12 protein-coding genes are annotated in these 13,998 nt (G+C 69.3%); 9 read left to right on the top strand and 3 right to left on the bottom strand.

Features of this window, described 5'->3' with window-relative positions; genetic code table 11:
- Positions 1–147 precede the first annotated feature (147 nt).
- A complete protein-coding gene (locus ACIBB8_RS25595) occupies positions 148–363 on the top strand; it encodes an I78 family peptidase inhibitor (RefSeq protein WP_398955843.1) in 216 nt (71 codons plus the stop codon).
- Between the two features lie 93 nt (positions 364–456).
- Here the strand turns inward: ACIBB8_RS25595 and ACIBB8_RS25590 are convergent, their stop codons facing one another.
- Positions 457–1,488 carry a phosphatase PAP2 family protein gene (locus ACIBB8_RS25590; RefSeq protein ID WP_398955841.1) on the bottom strand — a complete coding sequence of 344 codons (1,032 nt, stop codon included), beginning with the start codon at positions 1,486–1,488 and terminating at the stop codon, positions 457–459.
- A gap of 465 nt (positions 1,489–1,953) precedes the next feature.
- Between ACIBB8_RS25590 and ACIBB8_RS25585 the strand changes: the two genes are divergently transcribed.
- Positions 1,954–3,678: an MFS transporter gene (locus ACIBB8_RS25585; RefSeq protein WP_398955839.1), complete on the top strand. Its 1,725-nt coding sequence runs from the start codon at positions 1,954–1,956 to the stop codon at positions 3,676–3,678.
- Positions 3,679–3,751: 73 nt separating this feature from the next.
- The gene (locus ACIBB8_RS25580) at positions 3,752–4,975 is read left to right on the top strand and encodes an acyl-CoA dehydrogenase family protein (protein WP_398955837.1); all 1,224 of its coding nucleotides are present in this window, start codon (positions 3,752–3,754) and stop codon (positions 4,973–4,975) included.
- A 39-nt stretch (positions 4,976–5,014) separates the two neighbouring features.
- Here the strand turns inward: ACIBB8_RS25580 and ACIBB8_RS25575 are convergent, their stop codons facing one another.
- The gene (locus tag ACIBB8_RS25575) at positions 5,015–5,455 is read right to left on the bottom strand and encodes a cell division protein SepF (protein ID WP_384360683.1); all 441 of its coding nucleotides are present in this window, start codon (positions 5,453–5,455) and stop codon (positions 5,015–5,017) included.
- 307 nt (positions 5,456–5,762) lie between these two features.
- Between ACIBB8_RS25575 and ACIBB8_RS25570 the strand changes: the two genes are divergently transcribed.
- The 3 genes from ACIBB8_RS25570 (at position 5,763) to ACIBB8_RS25560 (ending at position 9,000) form a co-directional block, all read left to right on the top strand.
- On the top strand, positions 5,763–6,989 hold the full coding sequence (locus ACIBB8_RS25570; RefSeq protein ID WP_398955835.1) for a DUF5685 family protein: 1,227 nt from the start codon (positions 5,763–5,765) through the stop codon (positions 6,987–6,989).
- 441 nt (positions 6,990–7,430) lie between these two features.
- Entirely contained in the window at positions 7,431–8,330 is a 900-nt protein-coding gene (locus ACIBB8_RS25565; RefSeq protein ID WP_398955833.1) for a S1 family peptidase, read from the top strand.
- A 190-nt stretch (positions 8,331–8,520) separates the two neighbouring features.
- A complete protein-coding gene (locus ACIBB8_RS25560) occupies positions 8,521–9,000 on the top strand; it encodes a hypothetical protein (RefSeq protein ID WP_398955831.1) in 480 nt (159 codons plus the stop codon).
- A gap of 26 nt (positions 9,001–9,026) precedes the next feature.
- Here the strand turns inward: ACIBB8_RS25560 and ACIBB8_RS25555 are convergent, their stop codons facing one another.
- A complete protein-coding gene (locus ACIBB8_RS25555; RefSeq protein ID WP_398955897.1) occupies positions 9,027–9,956 on the bottom strand; it encodes a DUF4231 domain-containing protein in 930 nt (309 codons plus the stop codon).
- Between the two features lie 321 nt (positions 9,957–10,277).
- On the opposite strand from ACIBB8_RS25555, the gene ACIBB8_RS25550 reads away from it, so the two are divergent.
- The 3 genes from ACIBB8_RS25550 (at position 10,278) to fxsBH (ending at position 13,922) form a co-directional block, all read left to right on the top strand.
- A complete protein-coding gene (locus ACIBB8_RS25550) occupies positions 10,278–10,988 on the top strand; it encodes a hypothetical protein (protein ID WP_398955829.1) in 711 nt (236 codons plus the stop codon).
- 474 nt (positions 10,989–11,462) lie between these two features.
- Complete coding sequence (gene fxsA, locus ACIBB8_RS25545) at positions 11,463–11,627, top strand: FxSxx-COOH cyclophane-containing RiPP peptide (protein WP_398955827.1); 165 nt, start codon at positions 11,463–11,465, stop codon at positions 11,625–11,627.
- A gap of 30 nt (positions 11,628–11,657) precedes the next feature.
- A complete protein-coding gene (gene fxsBH / locus ACIBB8_RS25540; protein WP_398955825.1) occupies positions 11,658–13,922 on the top strand; it encodes a radical SAM/SPASM protein FxsBH, inactivated beta-hydroxylase extension form in 2,265 nt (754 codons plus the stop codon).
- Positions 13,923–13,998 lie beyond the last annotated feature (76 nt).

The following is a 13,998-nucleotide window of genomic DNA, read 5'->3' as shown; positions in this document are numbered from 1 at the left end:
GAACCGCACGTTCGAGTGAACCAGTGCGAGGGAAACGGCCGTCGTGATCCTGTGACACAAGCGTGACCGGTGGGGTACGTGAGGATGCAGTGCCGGGTGCCCGCGCCCGGCTTCCGTACCCGTCCGGGGCCGCCTACGGTGAGTGGCATGGCACCTATCCCGACCCGTCCCGTCCAGCCCGATGACACGCCCGACGCGTATGTCGGCCTCGCCGCAGAAGCCGCCGAGCGGAGGGCCCGTGCCCGCGGCTGGCGCACTGTCAGAGCTCTGCCGCCGGGGGCAATCATCACCATGGAGTACCTGGCCGGTCGGATCAACTTCGAGGTCGACCACGCCGTGGTGACCCGCTGCTGGGTCGGCTGAGGCCCCTGTCATGAGCAAGGCCCCGACCGAGGTCGGGGCCTTGAGTGTGCGGGGGCGGCTGTGCGTACCGTTCCCGCATGGGGATGCGGTCCGTCAGCCGCCGGCCACCGGGCGGGCGGGGCTTGTGCCGCCGCGCGGCGTTCGGTCCGCGTGTGGCGGGCGCCGGCTGCCGGCCGGGGTGACCGGCGTCCGCTCCGAGCGCACCATGTGCGGCGTATGGGCCCGCTGCCGGGTCCCCGCCGCCGGAGTGGCAGGAGCCGAGGCGGCCGGGCGACCGCCTGCGGCGACCGGTTCGAGCACCGGGCTCCCGCCCGCGCCGCCACCACTGTCCGGTTTCAGCAGCGGCACGGCCTGGGGCGCACCGGCCGCGACGGGCACCGGGGGAGCGGTCCGGCGACGCGCGCGCACCTGCTCGCGCACCGCGAAGATCCATTCCTCGGCACGGGTGATCAACGGCTCGACCCACGGCAGGCCCAGCAGGATCAGCAGCCCCGCGGCCCAGCCGAGCAGCACATCGCTCAGCCAGTGCGTACCGAGATAGACGGTCGTGAGCCCGACCCCGAGCGAGACCACCGCCGATACGGCCGACAGGTAGCGTCTGGCTCGCGGCGTAGTGGCCAGGTAGGCGAGGATTCCCCAGGTCACCACGGCGTTGGCGGTGTGGCCGGACGGAAATATATCGCCGCCGGCGAAGAGCTCCGCGGAGCCGATCTGGGTCGCGTAGTGCGGTCCGAGCCGGCCCAGGCCGAGCTTGACGGCGCCCACGGTCAGATTGAGCAGCAGCAGCGAGGCGCCCAGGGTCAGCAGGGGCCGCAGGGTGTGCTGCCGCCAGGAGCGCCAGCCGAGCCAGCAGGCGACCATCACGGCCGTCGGGCCTCGCTGACCGAGGACGACGTAGTAGTCGAGGAACGCATGGATTCCGGGCCACTGCTGGTAGGGCCGGAAGAGCATGACCTTCCAGTCCAGGGTCACCAGCCAGGAGCCCATCAGTACGGCAACGACGATGGCGAGATAGAACGCCAACGTCCCGCCGAAGAGAGCGATGCGGTGACGGCTCATCCGCGGTGGCTCTATCTTTGGCGGTTCCGGCTCCCGGTCCAGCCGGGCAAAGATGTCGGTACGCACCCAATCGACGTTACAGCGAGTGAGTGCGTGATCCGGCCGTCCTGGCCGCTTTGTGATGACGATGTGATGTGGACTATGTCTCAGTCGGGTCAATATTCCTGACCCGTCAGCGAATCCCGGCGATCTCGCGCTCTATTTATTCCGCGCTTATTTCGGAAGAGTGTTTGAGTATCTCCCAATAAATGAGGAGCGGTGCAGGTATCGATTTCTCCGGCCGCGACGGGCGGGTGGACGGATGGTGCCCGGCCGGTCACGGAACGGTCGCGCGCCGTCGGCGGGGCCGGTCCGGCGTGGCGTACGCCACACCTCGTGACCTGCCAGGGTATGAGATCGACCACGTGTGGCCACGCCGAACTCGCGTACGCTGACGGATCACTCGCCCGTCGATGCCGGGCCTGGAGGGGCAGTGCACACTGCATCCCCGGTTGGCCTGCCGAGCGCGAGGGACTTTTGGGAGGTACATGCATGTCCGGGACGACCGCAGCCCGATTCCGGCTGCGCGCAGCCGTCGGCGGTGCCAATCGATGGGTCGTCCTGGTCGTCCTCTGCTTCAGCCTGTTGCTCGTGGCGCTCGACGCGACGGTGCTCCACGTCGCCGTACCCGCCGTCACCGAGGATCTGCGGCCCAGCGCCGTCGGTCTGCTGTGGATCGTGGATGCCTATCCACTGGTCTGCGCCTCGCTGCTGATCCTCTTCGGCACCCTCGGTGACCGGGTCGGCCGCCGCCGCGTCCTGCTGATCGGCTACGCGCTCTTCGGTGCCGCCTCCGCGATCGCCGCGATGGCGGACAGTCCCGGCGTGCTGATAGCGGCCCGCGCCCTGCTGGGCGTCGGCGGCGCGATGATCATGCCCGCGACGCTGTCCATCCTCCGCCAGGTCTTCCACGACCGGCGAGAGCGGGCCGTCGCCATCGGGGTGTGGACCGCCGTCGCCGCCGTCGGTGCGGCCACCGGACCGGTCATCGGCGGCTTCCTCGTGGAGCACTTCTGGTGGGGCTCGGTCTTTCTGATCAACATCCCGCTGATGGCGCTGATCCTGCCGGTCGGCCGGCTGCTGCTCCCCGAATCGCGGGGCAGCGACGACGGCCCCTGGGATGTGCTCGGCGCGCTGATGGCCGCGGCCGGAGTGCTCGGTGTGGTCCTCGGCGTGAAGCACGCGGGCACCGGCGAGGGCTTCTTCGGCCCCGCCACCCTCGTGCCGCTGCTGCTCGGGGCGGCGCTGCTCGTCGCGTTCGTCCGTCGGCAGAAACGCCGTACGCATCCACTGATCGACATCGCTATGTTCGCGCGGCCCGCGTTCTCCACCGCGGTCGGCTGCATCGTCCTCGCCATGCTGGCCCTGGTCGGTCTGGAACTGATCGCCGTCCAGTATCTGCAGCTGGTCCTGGACCTCAGCCCGCTGGAGACCGGCCTGCGGCTGCTGCCGCTCACCTTCGCCGCGATGGCCGCGGGTGCGACCGGCTCGTACACCCTGCGCCGGGTCGGACCGCGCCGGATGGTCGGCTGGGGCTTCGTGCTCACCGCCGCCTCGGTGTTGATCCTGACCCTGATGGGGCAGCACGACCGGCCCGCCCTGCTGACGGTGGCGTTCGTCGTGCTCGGCTTCGGGCTCCAGTCCACGCTCTTCGGGGCGTACGAATCGATGCTCAGCGAGGCCCCGGCGGACCGGGCGGGCGGTGCGGCGGCCATCGGCGAGACCTCGTACCAGCTGGGTGCGGGCATGGGGATCGCCTTGCTGGGCAGTGTCATGAACGCCGCCTACGCGCCCGGACTGGCCAAGCTCTCCGGAGCGGGAGTTCCCGCTGAGGCCTCCGCCGCCGCCTCCCACTCCCTGGGCGAGGCGTATCAGGTCGCCGCACAGCTGGGCGGCCCGCTGGGCGGGGTGCTGCGGAGCACGGCCCGGCACGCCTTCATCGACGGGCTGCATGTCACGCTGCTGGTCAGTGCCGGTCTGCTGCTGCTGGGCGCGCTCGCCGCGCTGCGACTCCCGCGGGTGATGGAGTGCCCGCCGGTGGAGAGCTGCGAACCCCGCGAGGCCGCCGAGGCGGCCGCCGCCGTGGAGTCGCGAGGGCCCCGCGCGTTCCCTGCTCCCCAGGGCGCGCCGGTCCAGGGCCCGCCGCAAGGGCCCCCTTCGGTGCCTGCCCAACGGCAACCCGCCGAGGCCACCGGCTCTGGACGCGCGGCACACTGAGCCGTAACGTCAGCACGACGCCATAACTAACACTGCTAGTTTTAGCATCGTGCGAGCCGCCGGAGGCGCCCTCATGTCCACTCCATCTCCCGCGAAGCCGTCGAAGCTCCCGCCCTTCGACCCCGGCGACCCGATCGGCATCGACGATCTGCTCGGCCCCGAGGACCTCGCGATCCGGTCCACCGTCCGAGCCTGGGCCGCCGACCGGATCCTGCCGCACATTGCCGAGTGGTACGAGAACGGCGAGCTGCCCGGCATCCGCGAGCTCGCCCGCGAGCTCGGTTCGATCGGCGCCCTCGGCATGTCCCTGCAGGGATACGGCTGCGCCGGCGCCACCGCCGTCCAGTACGGACTGGCCTGCCTGGAGCTCGAAGCGGCCGACTCCGGGATCCGCTCCCTCGTCTCCGTGCAGGGCTCCCTCGCGATGTACGCCATCCACCGCTTCGGCTCCGAGGAGCAGAAGCAGCAGTGGCTGCCGGGCATGGCGGCCGGCGAGATCATCGGCTGCTTCGGGCTCACCGAGCCGGACCACGGCTCCGACCCGGCCGGGATGCGGACGCACGCCAAGCGCGACGGCGGGGGAGACTGGGTGCTCAGCGGCCGCAAGATGTGGATCACCAACGGCTCGGTGGCCGGGGTCGCCGTCGTCTGGGCGCAGACCGACGAGGGCAGCAACGGCAGGGGCATCCGCGGATTTGTCGTGCCGACGGACACCCCCGGCTTCTCCGCGCCCGAGATCAAGCACAAGTGGTCGCTGCGTGCCTCGGTCACCAGCGAGCTGGTCCTCGACGAGGTACGGCTGCCCGCCGACGCCGTCCTCCCCGGAGTCACCGGCCTGCGCGGACCGCTCAGCTGTCTCAGCCATGCCCGCTACGGCATCGTCTGGGGAGCCATGGGCGCGGCGCGGGCCAGCTTCGAGGCAGCGGTCGACTACGCGAAGACCCGGGAACAGTTCGGCAAGCCGATCGGTGGTTTCCAGCTCACTCAGGCCAAGCTCGCGGACATGACTGTCGAACTGCACAAGGGCATCCTGCTCGCCCACCATCTGGGCCGCCGGCTGGACGCGGGCAGGCTCCGCCCGGAACAGGTCAGTTTCGGAAAGCTCAACAATGTGCGGGAGGCCATCGAGATCTGCCGCACCTCGCGCACGATTCTTGGCGCCAACGGGATCTCGCTCGAATACCCGGTGATGCGGCATGCGACGAATCTGGAGTCGGTGCTCACGTACGAGGGCACCGTGGAGATGCACCAGTTGGTGCTGGGCAAGGCACTCACCGGCCTGGACGCATTCCGGTAGAACGGGACGCCGGCCGGACCGATCCGGCGAGCGCCCTGCTCAGCTCTGGTTGAAGAAGCCGTCGGCCGGCCGGCCGACGGCTTCGCCGTTGAGCACCCGGGTGTCGGCCGGGGTCAGCAGGAAGACCCGGGTGGCCACGCGGTCGATCGAACCGCGCAGCCCGAAGATCAGCCCCGCGGCGAAGTCCACGACACGCTTCGCGTCGGCAGGGTCCATGGCCGTGAGGTTGATGATCACCGGGACGCCGTCCCGGAAGAGCTCGCCGATGGCGCGCGCGTCCCGGAAGCTGTCCGGGGTGACGGTGGCGATCCGGCGCCCCGTCTCCTCGGCCGCCTCGGAGACCACCTGCACCCGTGGGTCGGTCACCCAGGCATTGCCGGTCCCGGTCCGTGCACCCTCGGCGTACTCGTCGTCGTAGTAACGCTCGTCGTTGTCCTCTACGAGGCCCAGCCAGGCACTCGCCTTGCGCACCGATCCCATGGACGCCTCCTCTCACCGCGGTTCCTTGGTGTTCCGCATCTCTTTCGTATCCCTATGGTCGACCATGATGCGGATCGCGCGCCAAGTGGATAGTCGGTATGCAGGCGATTCGTGACGCTACTGGTGCAAAAGATGTGGCGATTCGTCACGGTTCCTCCCGCATGGGACCCCTGGGAAAAGAAAATATGATGCGCCGGTCCGTACGGGTGACATGGGGGACGTACGGGTGAACGGGTCACTCGATACGATGCCTGTCGCGCACCCGCACGAGCGCTGCGCATGGCTGAACGGCTCTCGGGGGATTGTCGTGTTCGGAATAGTCAGGCCCTGCGCCCATCGGTTGTCCGAGGGGCTCAGGACTGCGTGGATGGCCCATCTCTGCGGGCTCTGTCTCGCACTTCGCTCGGACCACGGCCAGTTCGCCCGGGTCGTCACGAACTACGACGGCCTGATCGTCTCGGTCCTGACGGAAGCTCAGGCGGAGCCCACCGCGGCCCGGCGGCGCACTGCGGGTCCTTGCCCGCTGCGCGCCATGCGGACCGCGCCGGTCGCCCGCGGCGAAGGGGCCAGGCTCGCCGCCGCCGTCTCGCTGGTGCTGGCCTCGGCGAAGGTGCGGGACCACGTCGCCGACCGGGACGGGCTGTTGAAGCGCCGCCCGGTCGCCGCGGCCGCCCGCCGGGTCGCCGCGGGCTGGGACAGGGCCGGGGCGCGCACCGGTGCTCAGCTGGGCTTCGACACCGCGGTCCTCGTCGACGCCGTCGACCGGCAGACCGGCATCGAGCGACTTGCGGGGCTCGGCACCCCGTTGCTGACGGTCACTGAGCCCACCGAGACGGCCACCGCGGCGGCCTTCGCCCACACCGCCGTACTCGCGGGCAAGCCGCAGAATGCCGAGCCGCTCGCCGAGGCCGGCCGGCTCTTCGGGCGGCTGGCCCATCTGCTGGATGCCGTGGAGGACCAGGAAGCTGACGTGGCGTCGGACGCCTGGAACCCGCTCACCGCCACTGGTACCACGCGCGCGGAGGCCCGGCGGCTGTGCGACGACGCGCTGCGCGGCGTACGGTTGGCGCTGCGCGACGCCGAATTCACCGACGACAAGCTGGCGCATGTGCTGCTCGTGCATGAACTGCGCCGATCGGTGGACCGCGCGTTCGCCACGGAGACGTGCTCCCATCAGGCGGATGCACACCGGACCGGTGGACACGGCGTCACCGGGTCCTTCGGGGCGCCGCCCGGCAATCCGTACGCACCGAACACCCCCGGCAGCCCGTTCGGCCCGCCGTCGCCCCCGCCGGAACCGCCGCGTGACCGGCGCGGGCTGATCATGGGCTGTCTGGTGTGGGCGGGACTCGCCTGCACCTGCCAGATGTGCTGCGGGACCTTCGAGGACCCGTGGACCCGTCAGCGCCGCGAGGGGTTGTGCAGCCAGTGCGACTGCGGCGACTGCTGCGATGCCTGCGACTGCTGCAGCAACTGCGGTGACTGCTGCAGTAACTGCGACTGCTGCGACTGCGACTGCGGGTGCGACTGCTGAGCCGTGCTTCGGACGCGGCTCAGAGCCTGTCGGATGGCCGCCCGGTCAGAGGTCGCCCGACAGGCTCTCAGCAGCCCCGGGGTCACTTGATCTTGGGCGGCGAGATCGATCGTTGACACGCCGATGCCCCACTTCTTCGGGATGCGGTGTACGTCCCGTCCGCCTCGAGCCCGTTGACCGCTGCCGTCGAGGCGGACGGCACCGAGCACACTGCCGGGACCTTTGTGGGGCGAGCGGCCGTGCGGATGGCCGGCCTGGTCCGCCCGGGCTCAGGCCAAAGGGCCCTCTTGCGCGAGAAGTTGGCGCCTTGAATACTCCCGGGCAGCGCTTGTCAGGGGCACGTCGCATCCGGAACGGACATGCGGCCGTGCCCCCGACTGCGCCTCACGGGTCCGGCCACCCCACTGGCGGACCCCCGTTTCCCCTCGGGAGGAATGACAAGTGAGGAACAAGCGCACCAACCCCCTCAGCGCCACAGCGAGACGAAGCCGGATTGTCGCGGTTGCCGCGGGCCTGGTGGCCGTCGCCGCAATCGCCGTCCCCAGCGCCCACGCCAACTCCACCACGACATTCAGCGCCGACCAGCTCTCCGCCGCCAGTGATGCGGTGCTCGGCGCCGACATCGGCGGTACCGCCTGGAACATAGATCCGGCGACCAAGACCCTCGTGGTCACCGCCGACAGCACGGTCACCCAGGCCGAGATCAAGCAGATCAAGAAGTCCGCCGGCGCCAACGCGGGCGCCCTGCGCATCGAGCGCACGTCCGGCACCTTCAGCAAGCTACTCTCCGGCGGCGACGCCATCTACGCCCCCGGCTGGCGCTGCTCCCTCGGCTTCAACGTCCGCAGCGGCAGCACCTACTACTTCCTGACCGCCGGTCACTGCACCGACGGCAACCCGCCCTGGTACACCAACTCGTCGAACTCGACGTACATCGGCCCGACGGTCGGATCCAGCTTCCCGACCAATGACTACGGGCTGGTGCGGTACGACAACACCTCCGTCGCCCACGCGGGCACCGTCGGCAGCCAGGACATCACCAGCGCGGCCAACGCGACGGTAGGCATGTCCGTCACCCGCCGCGGCTCCACCACCGGCATCCACAGTGGATCCGTCACCGGTCTCAACGCCACGGTCAACTATGGCGGCGGAGACATCGTCTACGGCATGATCAAGACGAATGTCTGTGCGGAGCCCGGCGATTCCGGCGGTCCGCTCTACTCCGGCACCAAGGCGATCGGACTCACCTCGGGCGGCAGCGGCAACTGCAGCTCCGGCGGTACGACGTACTTCCAGCCGGTCACCGAGGCGCTCAGCGCATACGGCGTCAGCGTCTACTGACGCACCGGCGCCCGATCGCACACATGACGGAGCCCTCGCCCGAATTCCGGGCGGGGGCTCCCGCACACCCCGCGGCTTTTGAGAGGATGTGGGGGAGGTCGGTCGCGCAGGAACAACGGGGGCGAATGCTGAGCCTCCTGGAGGGATGTCCTCCGGGAACCCCCGGAGACACTCCAGGGGGTTCCAGTCCGTGAAACGCATCGGAGTGACCGGCCATCGCAGCATTCCCGAGGAGGCGCACGCCCATGTGCTGGCCGGGATCCGGGCGGCGCTCTGCGGGCTCGACGGCTCCCTGGAAGCCCTCTCCAGCCTGGCCGTGGGGGCGGATCAGCTCTTCGCCGACCTGGCTCTCGCCCACGGGGCCGAACTGACCGTCGTCATCCCGAGCGGGGACTACGAGACATCTTTCGCTGTCGGCGCCGAACTGGCCCGCTACCGGAGCCTCAAGGACCGGGCGGCCCGGGAAGTGCTGCTGGACTTCCCGCACTCCACCGACGAGGCGTACTACGCGGCGGGTGCCTATATCGCCGATCACTGCGACCGGCTGCTCGCGGTGTGGGACGGCCGGCCGGCCCGCGGCCTCGGCGGCACGGGGGACATCGTGACGTACGCGCGGACGCTCGGCCGCCCGGTCACGGTGATCTGGCGCGACGGGGTCGAGCGCGCCTGATCGGACGTCATCCCACTGGCCTTGCCTCACATGCGGTGCCGGGCCAGCCAGTCAGTGTGTTCGGGAGAGACGATCCGCTCGGTCTCGAAGACCGCGACCGGCCACTGCCGTTCGGTCAGGCTGGTCTCCATGGCGGCCTGCATCGACTCCAGGTCCTTCTCGACCAGCGAGTGCGCGGATACCAGCGGGTGATGGCGGCGCATCTCGTTCCAGGCGAGGCAGGCGGCCGCCGCTGCCGAGAGTGCGCCCGTCAGCGCGAAGGACCGGGCGGCCCCGAACGTCTGGAGCAGGCTGAGCGTCAGCGCCGGCGTGGTCAGTGCGGCGATGGCGCTCGACCAGACGAACGCGCCGCGCCGCGAAACCTGCTGGCGCCTGCGGTACCAGCGCCGCTGTTCGATCAACCGGTCTCGTACGTAGGTTTCCTTGCGCACTGTGAACGCCCTGCTCCGCAGCTCCCGCATGGACTCCGTGATGAGCCCGCTGCCGGCATCGTTCATCTCGTCCCGGGGGTCCACCCAGCCGACCTTTCTGAGCTCCTGCAGACCCTCTTCGAGCCGGCTCGCGAACACCGCTTCCGGGTGCGCGGTACCGGTGTCGAACGGGGAGCCGTGGACGGCGTAGCGCCAGCACATCGACTTGATGAACTCCGCGGCGGAGCGGTTCAGTTGCCAATGCGACTTTGCCTTGCGCCGGGAAGCGACATACGTCGTGACCAGAACCCCGAGGTAGGCCAACGCGCCGACAGCATCGAGGAGTTGAAATGAGCCACCGATTCCGCCGTGCCAGGGCAGGGCCGCCGGCACGGCACCCGCCACGAGCAGGATCAGCTGGCTGCGGGTCGTATTGACCGCCTCCCGCTGGCGTGCGATGGCGATGGCGTCCGTGTGGTGGAAGAGCGCCGGGAGGTCCTCGCTCCTGAAGACCATGGACTGAAGCGGTCCGGGAATCGCCGTCATGTTCACCCCGTCTGCAGTTTTGGGCATGCTCGTTCAGCCAGGCGGATGGCCTGTCCGGTCCGGCCGAAGGTCTGGAAGGCCCCCTGTGCGGTGCCCGGGGCGCACGCGTGCGTGGGCGGAGGCCGACCGGGTGCACGAGAGTAAGGTCGCCCGCCCGGACACTGCAATGGTGCCCCGGACGCCGGCTGCTTCACCGGGTCCGGATCCGGTCGCTCTCGTGCGATCCGAGAAGCTGTGGCATGGTTGGTCAACTTACTGTTGTTGCAGGCGAGTTACCACACAGGGTGCGTCCAGGTCTCGCCTCTCGCCGGGGGAGCGAACGTGCCGGAAACGAACGAGGACGACGTTCATTCGCCGACCGGTGCCCAACGAAGGATCCGGCGAAGCCCACTGCTGTTCACCACACCCCTTGTGCTGCTCGCGCTGCTCACGGCGATCCTTCTCTGGGAAGTGATCCGGTCCAACATCACAACCGAGGCGCAGACCGAATGGCCGTGGCGCCTGCACCTGCTCGACATGGACGCCCTGGGCAGTCTGCTGGCCGTCGCCGGCGGCGCGGTCCTGGCCAGGGCGCAGTACGCCCGCACGGTGCGTCCGTACCTGGGCTGGCGCGGATCCTGGCAGAAGGGGCATCTGAGGGAGGACGCGTCCGCGTGGCGCGTCGGCGTGCTCAACGGCGGGCAACACCTTGCCGTGATCGATGCCTGGGACTGCCGCCTGGTCCTGACCGGGCAGGCCGACTCCGCCGGCGCGCGGTGGGTCGATCTCGACGAGGCCGTGACCGAACTGACAGCTGCCGGGCTCGTCGTCGCGCAGGACTTCCAGATCGTCCGCTTCGGGACGGGCTTCCCCCTGGTGGGTACCGGGGGACACGAAACGGTGCTGATGGGTGCCTTCTCGAAGCGATTCGTCCGTGACGTCGAGGCGTTGTACGTGCGGCTCAGGGTCACCGATGTCGTAGGTGACACGCACGAGCGCGTCCTGGACTGCATGAAGGGGGCGAGGACTGATCTCAACGCCCCGCTCGACTGAGGTCCGGCAGGACCCGCCCGTTCTCTCGCCGGAGGCAGCCGACGGGAGGCGTTCGCGGACGGAACCGGCAGAACGTGACGCCGGGCGGGTGAACGGAGTGGAAGTGAACACGCGGCATCGCGCATCTGTCCTGAAGTCAAATCCGCGTACTTTTCGCCGAAATCGCGGTGGCGCATCACCCGTCCTTGGTGCAGGGGCCCTCCGTCGGCCCGCGCACAGGCCGGCGGAGGGGAGCGGCCGACCTTCCGGAACCGGCTCGTGTCATCCGCTCCTGCCTGCGCTTTCTCTCCTCACTCCGACGGAGGAATGTCGAGTCACGTTCCGTCTGGCGTAAAGCTGTGTGACAGCTGCGTTTCGTGCGACGTCGGCATTTGCCAAGCGCTGTCAGCGGAGTAAAGTCGTGCCGCCGGACACTGCATTTATGCAGTAGCCGGAAGCGTTTCAGTGTCCGGAACAATCCCATCAAGGACGGCCGTGAAGACCAACGAATCCACCTCATCCTTCGCCAATGCGAAGAGCCGTGTGCCGCTCGCCGAGATCGACACCCGTGGCGTCGAAGCCACCAGGAAGCTCGATCGGGTATTCAGCGCGTCAACCGGCCGTTCCACCAAGGCGTCAACCTTCAGCTCGGCTCTCTGAGTCGCGCCGTAAGGTGGCTAGACTGACGGAATGACAGGACCCCTGGTCCCCTTCCGTGAAATTGTGCTCAAAGTGCACAGCAGGTGCGATCTTGCCTGCGATCATTGTTACGTCTATGAACATGCTGATCAGAGCTGGCGTACCCGCCCTAAGGCAATCTCTGATGAGGCTATTTCCTGGACCGCTCAACGCTTGGCCGAGCATGCCCTGACGCATGCGCTGCCCTCCGTGTCAGTGATCCTGCACGGAGGGGAGCCTCTCCTGGCGGGCCCCGCGCGTCTGCGCCGCGTCTGCGAGGAACTCACCTCGGCGCTGAACGGCATCGCCGATCTCGATCTACGGATCCACACCAACGGCCTGCAGCTCAGCCCGCGCTACCTCGACCTCTTCGACGAGTTCGGCGTCAAGGTCGGCATCTCGCTCGACGGTGACCGGGCCGCCAACGACCGGCACCGCCGTTTTGCCGACGGACGCACCAGCCACCCCCTGGTCCTGCGAGCCGTCGAGCTTCTCCGCCAGGAGCGCTACCGGCACCTCAACCTCGGCCTGCTGTGCACCGTCGACCTCCGGAACGATCCACACGCGGTGTTCGACGCCCTGGCCGAACTCGATCCACCGCTCATCGACTTCCTCCTTCCGCACGCCACCTGGGACCAGCCACCGCCGCGTCCGGACGGATCACCCACGGCCTATGCCGACTGGCTCCTCGCGATCTTCGACCGCTGGAGGGAGCAGGGCCGGCCGGTGCCGGTGCGTTTCTTCTCCTCGGTCCTGTCCAGCCTGAGCGGCGGGCCCAGTCTCACCGAGTCCCTGGGCCTGGCCCCCACCGACCTCGTCGTCGTCGAGACCGACGGGCAGCTGGAACAGGTGGACTCGCTCAAGAGCGCCTATGAAGGCGCGGCCTCCACCGGGTTCGACGTCTTCACCCATGCCTTCGACGAGGTCGCGGCGCACCCCGGGGTCCGGGCGCGGCAGCTCGGACTGGCCGGGGTCAGCGAGACCTGTCGCCGTTGCCCCGTCGTACGTTCGTGCGGCGGGGGGCTCTACACGCACCGCTACCGGTCGGACCGCGGATTCGACAACCCCTCGGTGTACTGCGCGGATCTCGAAGCACTGGTGCGCGGCATCGAGGTGCGGACGGCCGCGGAAACCGAGTCGGCCGCGGTCGCGGAGCCGCAGGAGCTGATCGCCGCGCACCAGGACCTGACGCGGACCCTGCTCGCCCGGCTCCACGCGGACCTCGACGGCCGGGGCGGAGAGCGCTGGGACGAGGCCTGGGAGCTGGTGCAGGCCTTGGACCGGACGGAAGCGGGCGCCGACGGCCTGGACGGTGTACTGGCCCATCCCTACACCCGCACCTGGCTGCTCGACGTGCTGGACGCCGTGTACGACGACCGGCCGGGTGCCGACCGGCCGGCGGTGCTGCGGCTCTCGTCGTCCGTGGCTGCTGCCGCCGTACGCGCCGGACTCGAACGGGATGTCCCCGTCGTCTACCGGGACGGCAGCATCTTCCTCCCCACCCTCGGAGAGGTGCGGATCGGCGGGCCGGGGGAGCACGGCACTGCCCTCGTGCGCGCCACCGACGACGGATTCCTGATCCGGCGGGCCGGGCACGCCGCCGAACGGCGGATCGTGCGGGCGTCGACGGAAGACCCCGGCTGGCTTCCGGTGCGCCACGTGGGTGTCGGGGGGGCACCCGGCTTCGTACTCGACGACCTCGACCCGTACCGGGACTGCTTCGACACGCCCGTCGCTCCCCGGCTCGCGCAGTCCGAGGCCGATGCGTGGAGCGCGGGACTCGCCGGGGCCTGGGAACGGCTGACGGCGGTCGTGCCCGGGCAGACGGCCGAAGCGGCGGGCAGCCTGATCGTGCTGACGCCGCTCACCACCGGACACCCCGCTGTGGGGCGACACGGCTACGGGGCGTTGGGGATCGGCGTGTACACGGATGCCGAGGAACTGGCACTCGGTCTGCTCCGGGGATTCCGGCGGGCCAAGCTCAGGGCCCTCGTGGATGTCACGGATCTGTACGCATCGGACGGAGCCTGGGAGCATCGGACGCCCTGGCAGGAAAAGTCCGTTCCCTTCTCCCGGCTGCTGTCCATGACCTATGAGCGGGTGGGGCTGGGTCTCTTCGACCAACGGTTCCTGGACGGGGTGCCGCAGGCACTTGACACGCTCGAAGCGGCGGCCGAACTGACCATCGACGGAAAGCAGCTGTTGGCCGGAGTCAGAAAGGAGATCAGCGGTACACACGGGGACATCCGGGAAGAACAGTTGCAAGACTGCTTGTGATCAAGAACCTGATTGACCGGGCGTGAGGATGGATGACTGAAAAGCAGCGTTGAATGACCGAACGTCATGGGGGTGG

The sequence above is a fragment of the Streptomyces sp. NPDC051286 genome (genome assembly GCF_044455345.1).
Taxonomy (GTDB): Bacteria; Actinomycetota; Actinomycetes; order Streptomycetales; family Streptomycetaceae; genus Streptomyces.
This window is presented reverse-complemented; position numbering and strand designations above follow the sequence as displayed.

Coding starts and splice junctions, on each gene's coding strand:
- fxsBH (WP_398955825.1), top strand. CDS start 11,658: ATGACAGGACCCCTGGTCCCCTTCCGTGAAATTGTGCTCAAAGTGCAC.
- ACIBB8_RS25595 (WP_398955843.1), top strand. CDS start 148: ATGGCACCTATCCCGACCCGTCCCGTCCAGCCCGATGACACGCCCGAC.
- ACIBB8_RS25580 (WP_398955837.1), top strand. CDS start 3,752: ATGTCCACTCCATCTCCCGCGAAGCCGTCGAAGCTCCCGCCCTTCGAC.
- ACIBB8_RS25575 (WP_384360683.1), bottom strand. CDS start 5,455: ATGGGATCGGTGCGCAAGGCGAGTGCCTGGCTGGGCCTCGTAGAGGAC.
- ACIBB8_RS25585 (WP_398955839.1), top strand. CDS start 1,954: ATGTCCGGGACGACCGCAGCCCGATTCCGGCTGCGCGCAGCCGTCGGC.
- ACIBB8_RS25555 (WP_398955897.1), bottom strand. CDS start 9,956: ATGACGGCGATTCCCGGACCGCTTCAGTCCATGGTCTTCAGGAGCGAG.